Here is a 4,702-nt window from a genome sequence, read left to right as displayed (position 1 = left end):
TTTTATACTACCCCCCTCTTGTATCCTGAACTTTTCGCCGACAACAGCACCAAATTTTCCCTCGACAGAGGGGTGAAACCATTGCCCATTGCCCATTCCCTATTCCCTCTCCCCACCACAAGACTTATTCAGCAGCCCCTAATTACAACCTACTTATGGTTACGTTAATGCTTCAAAACCTGCCACCACATCCAGGAGTTCCGCCGTAATTGAACTTTGACGCTGGCGACGATATTGGGAATTTAAATCAGAAAGTCGTTCGTCGATATTCTTTTGGGCGGATTGCATCGAGGAGAGACGACTGGCATTTTCACTAGCCAGAGATGCAGCAAATGCCTGATAAAGAGAAACAAACAGATATTGGCGGATTAATGCGGAAAATAATTGCTGCCAGTTCATGGTATAACTCGGCACCATTGATGTCGCCCATTCTCTAGCTTCTAACTGGCGCAACCATTCGGGATCGAGGGGTAAAAGCTGGAGGTGGCGCGATTCATAGGACGCCCCTGATAACGGGTGATTATAAAATAAGAGGATGTGATCGCATTGCCGTTCCTCTCGCCATTGTTCAATCGTTAGCACGATCTCTTGGACTTGAGGTGTAATATCTGATGCCGATCGCGGTACGGGAAATGCCTCAGTTACTGCATATCCAGCCGTTTCCAGGGAGGGAATCACTCGCGCCCCAACGCCTGCGATCGCTAACTGATCCGGTGACACATCTTGCTGATTCAGGTGTTTGATTGCATGATGGGCAATTTGCTGATTAAACTGACCGCATAACCCTTGATCTGACCCAAAAATAATCGCAATCATACTCTGTGACGGCGATTGGGCTTCACTCAGATTCAGGAGCGATCGCGGTATCGTGAAGGATTCGGCAAAATGACGCTGTTTGAGGAGAATCTGTAATCCCATTTCTACAGTGCGATTGTACTCAACCAGAGACTCTACGGCTTTTTCATACTGGCGAATACTCACAGCCGCCAACGCTTTCATCGTCTTCACCACCGATTGTAAATCTTGGGCGCTGTTAATTTGGGTTTTGAGTTCCTCAATGGTTGCCATTTCAGAGTTTAGAGTTAGGATTCAAATGCTTATCCAGTCGTCTTTAGAGGACTTTAGCGGTTAGCTATCAGAGAAGTCATCCGTCATAAGTCATAACTTATCAGAACTTACGCCAAATCCAGGTTAGCTACCCCCGTTATAATTTAGTCCGCGCAGGCGGACTTTGGTTGTGTAGCTGCGATTTCAATCGCCTCCTCTTTGTTTGTGTAGCCTGCAACTCCTAATGTAAAGTTTTGTATCAATCTGGAATAGTCCCTGCTTAATCCTCGTTTCTAGTAATAACCGAGAGACAACCCGGTTAATCACGAAGTACATCGCGGCGGAAATCAATTGATCAGTCAAGCATTACTGACAAAGCCATTTGAATTTCTCAGCAGCGGTACTCAATTCTGATGTTCTATTAAAGGAGTTTCAAGCAAATGGCTGTATCCACAGTTGTTTCTACGTTCGAGCTTTTGGTTAAACCCCTGGTGCAGCAAAATGCTGACATTTTAGGGGCGGGTCGGACTATTATTCAGGGTTACTTTTTGACAATTTCTAACATCAATCGCAATACCCCTGTCCGACTGCGAGTCAATTTCACCGCTCAATCTCCCAATCTAAACAGTCAACCGCTACTGGCATTTTTTGATGTCGCGGGTTTCAACAATCAATTAAATCCCATCAGTCAAACCCCAACCACTCAAACCTATTTGATATCCATTCCTCCACGCGATACCGGGTTATTTCTCTTACAACCCGATGTCACCGACCGAAATGTTGTTGCTGCCGCCAATACTGAAATACGTGGATTTGTTACCCTTTCCTTAGCCAATCTCTTTGGTTCTAACTCCTTTGACTTGTTGCTGACGCCTCAGCAACGGGGAACATTCTTGCCTAACGACTTCCCCGAAAGAAGGGCAGACTTTGACCAACTTGCTTATGCGCTGCCCACTGCTACAGGCGGTTCTCAAGTTACGCTAACTCAGTTTCAATTCCCAATTTTTCCGATACGGCAACTCCCCTCTGAAATCCTTGAGCTTGACCCTGGCTTAGCCGAAATTATCCGAGAAAATCCTGATCGGCTTAATCCTAACCTCCCGAATTTAGGCAATGGAGTAATTTCCGAAACAACCGATAACTTGCAACAGGTTTTAAGCACGATGGTGGAACGGATCGACGAGTTAGAAACCCAGATGACAAGAAGTTAAGCTATCACAGCCTAACCCTTAATTCGGTCGGTGTCAACCTAACTCTTGAACCAAAAGATAGTAGAGATGTAGCAAGCTAGCTAAGTCTCTACTATCACACTCAAACATTCTTTCGGGAGCATGTCAATTTTGCACAAAGCGTTCCTGTAGGTTGGGTAGAGCGACAGCGAAACCCAACAGGCTAACGATGGTGTTGGGTTACTCTACCCTTCGGGAATGCCAAAGGCGAACGAGAAGGCTTCGCCTACGTTCCTCAACCCAACCTACAAAGGTGACATGTTCCCAATTCTTTCTCCCTCTCAAGCGTCGATTTAGCCACAGCGGTTAGCCATAGAGACGTGGCTGTTTTCTTTATCGTTATCCCAAAGCAACATTAATTAATGATGAACGAGATATTTAAGTTTCAGCCCCTTTCCTTTAGCTGGGTAGCGATTCACCCCAATCCAAAAGGTGTTATTCAATTTATCGGTGGTGCTTTCTTTGGCAGTTTTCCCACAGTTTTTAATCGCTATTTGTTAAAAGCGTTATTTAACGAAGGTTATACCATCATTGCTCTCCCCTTTCGGTTTACGTTTCGCCATTGGTCTGTTTCAATTAGTTTGTTACAAGAACAGAAGGTTCTGTCCCAGGAAATTTCCCAAATTGCCAAGAGACTCAACTACCCAACTGAGGTTTATCAAAATCTGGACAACTATTTTTGGATAGGTCACAGTTTGGGATGCAAGTACATCGCCCTTTTAGAGCTTTTAAGTGGCGACAGATGGCAAGATATTTTAAAGCGGTGCAATTCAAACGCAGACGGTCAGATTCGCCAAATTGAACAGAGTTTTATGGATAGTCCTGACTTACAACGGTCGATCAAAAATCAACCCTCTTTACTACTCGCCCCTGACATTAGTGATACGCAAAGTGCCATTCCTCGACCTTTAGCGTTCATTGCCCGTTTCCTTGATTCAATAAACCTAGGTGTAATTCCCACCAGGAAACAAACTCTATGTTATATCAGCGAAAGCCCACTGTTTAACTTGACAGGCATTATTTCGTTTGATAGGGATACAATTGCTGGAAGTGAGCAGGACAAATTTAAAGATGAGGAACAAAGAAGAAATAGTGATGTGCTGTGGCTGATCAATTATTTGAAGCAGGGCAAGTTTCCCTTACTGCATCAAGAACTATCAGGTAAGCATTTAGCACCGCTGGGGATTCAAGTTGGGAATTATGTTCTTGAAATAAATCCACTAACTAAATTTATTCAAAGGATTCAAAATAGACCGCTGGAAAAAGTAGTTATCCAATTTTTGGATAAACTCAGTATGCGGGTATGAAAACTGCATCAAGTTTCACCAATACGTAACTAAATCTACCCCGACTCAGGTTTATAGACTTTTCCTGAAAAGTTAGGTTTAAGCATAAGCATAAGGGCGGGTTTTGTTTTTCCCTTATCGGAGACAAGGAGTTTTAGTGGCTAAACCCGCCCCTACAACTGACTGATTACGTCTTGTAGTCATTAACAAGGTGACAGGCTTCCTTCGGATATCCGTACTCAATGTCGTATTATTCCTACAAGTTGTCGAAGTAACACGCTAAAACTGGGGGTAAACCACACCGGAAACTTACGGATAAATTTGCCAAGATTAAATTGGGAGTCGAACAAACTTTGTAGCAGAAGTATCGAAACCCGGTTAATCAAAGCGATGAGGAATAACTATGTCTGAATCTACTAAAGAACGCATCACCACTGATTTTCAGAAAGCTAAATCTCTAGAAAGGCAACGGGCAGAACGAATTCAAGAAATTGTTCAAGAGGCGTTCTCGAAAACCTTGGCTGAAGTGAAAGACGGAACGGGTGAAATTCGCGGGATTGTGCAAGAGAATTTCTCGGAGATTTTAGCCAAGGTAGATAAACTAGAGAACGCAAACGGGGAAGCTACGCCAAAAACGCCTGGGCTTCGTTCTAAATCTATGGTTATCGCCGTCTCCAAAGCGCTTAAAAGTCGCCTGTTTCCCTATTTGCGCCAAGCCTATACGGATTTGCGGCATCAATATGCTACGATGAATAGCCACGAGGTCAATCGTGATAGCAAGGGGACTGAAATTGAGCGCAGTCGCTATCAGCGTTTGAAGCAGCGCTTCGAGAATTTTGCCGCCTGGTATAACCAATTAAAAGCACAATCTCAAACGGTAGAACCTACTGTTGTAGAATACAAGCAAGCTGAGGTTGAGAATAAGATGGGAGAAGCTGGTGCAACCGTTGCTAAAAGGGAACAACAGGTTAAGCAACAGTTCAAGCAATGGCTGCAAAGTTAGTAGTAATAAGTAGTCGGACAAAAGAAAACGGTACTGTGTTAAGTTTTGCAAATTGCCCTCAAACCCTTACTGTTCCCTGTTCCCTGTTCCCTGTTCCCTAATCTCAACCGTTCACTTTAATTGTGTCCACCTACTTA

Annotated in this window: 4 protein-coding genes; 3 read left to right on the top strand and 1 reads right to left on the bottom strand. The window is 44.0% G+C overall.

Translation table 11 applies throughout. The features are described from left to right. Positions 1–159: 159 nt before the first annotated feature. A complete protein-coding gene (locus RID53_RS35465; protein WP_446392560.1) occupies positions 160–1,068 on the bottom strand; it encodes a F0F1 ATP synthase subunit gamma in 909 nt (302 codons plus the stop codon). 419 nt (positions 1,069–1,487) lie between these two features. Between RID53_RS35465 and RID53_RS35460 the strand changes: the two genes are divergently transcribed. The 3 genes from RID53_RS35460 to RID53_RS35450 all read left to right on the top strand — a co-directional run bounded on the left by RID53_RS35460 (position 1,488) and on the right by RID53_RS35450 (position 4,565). Continuing rightward, positions 1,488–2,258 (top strand): hypothetical protein, encoded by a 771-nt coding sequence (locus RID53_RS35460; RefSeq protein ID WP_446392559.1) that lies wholly within the window; start codon positions 1,488–1,490, stop codon positions 2,256–2,258. Between the two features lie 383 nt (positions 2,259–2,641). Next, entirely contained in the window at positions 2,642–3,583 is a 942-nt protein-coding gene (locus RID53_RS35455; protein WP_446392558.1) for a DUF1350 family protein, read from the top strand. A gap of 382 nt (positions 3,584–3,965) precedes the next feature. Continuing rightward, entirely contained in the window at positions 3,966–4,565 is a 600-nt protein-coding gene (locus tag RID53_RS35450) for a hypothetical protein (RefSeq protein WP_446392557.1), read from the top strand. Positions 4,566–4,702: the final 137 nt, after the last annotated feature.

It is taken from the genome of Coleofasciculus sp. B1-GNL1-01, from assembly GCF_040220235.1.
GTDB lineage: Bacteria > Cyanobacteriota > Cyanobacteriia > Cyanobacteriales > Coleofasciculaceae > Coleofasciculus.
The sequence above is the reverse complement of the archived record's forward strand: the minus strand, read 5'-3'. Positions and strand labels throughout refer to the sequence as shown.

What these genes read in the sequence shown, in the direction of transcription:
- RID53_RS35465 (WP_446392560.1), bottom strand. Translation starts at nt 1,068, where the DNA reads ATGGCAACCATTGAGGAACTCAAAACCCAAATTAACAGCGCCCAAGAT.
- RID53_RS35460 (WP_446392559.1), top strand. Translation starts at nt 1,488, where the DNA reads ATGGCTGTATCCACAGTTGTTTCTACGTTCGAGCTTTTGGTTAAACCC.
- RID53_RS35455 (WP_446392558.1), top strand. Translation starts at nt 2,642, where the DNA reads ATGAACGAGATATTTAAGTTTCAGCCCCTTTCCTTTAGCTGGGTAGCG.
- RID53_RS35450 (WP_446392557.1), top strand. Translation starts at nt 3,966, where the DNA reads ATGTCTGAATCTACTAAAGAACGCATCACCACTGATTTTCAGAAAGCT.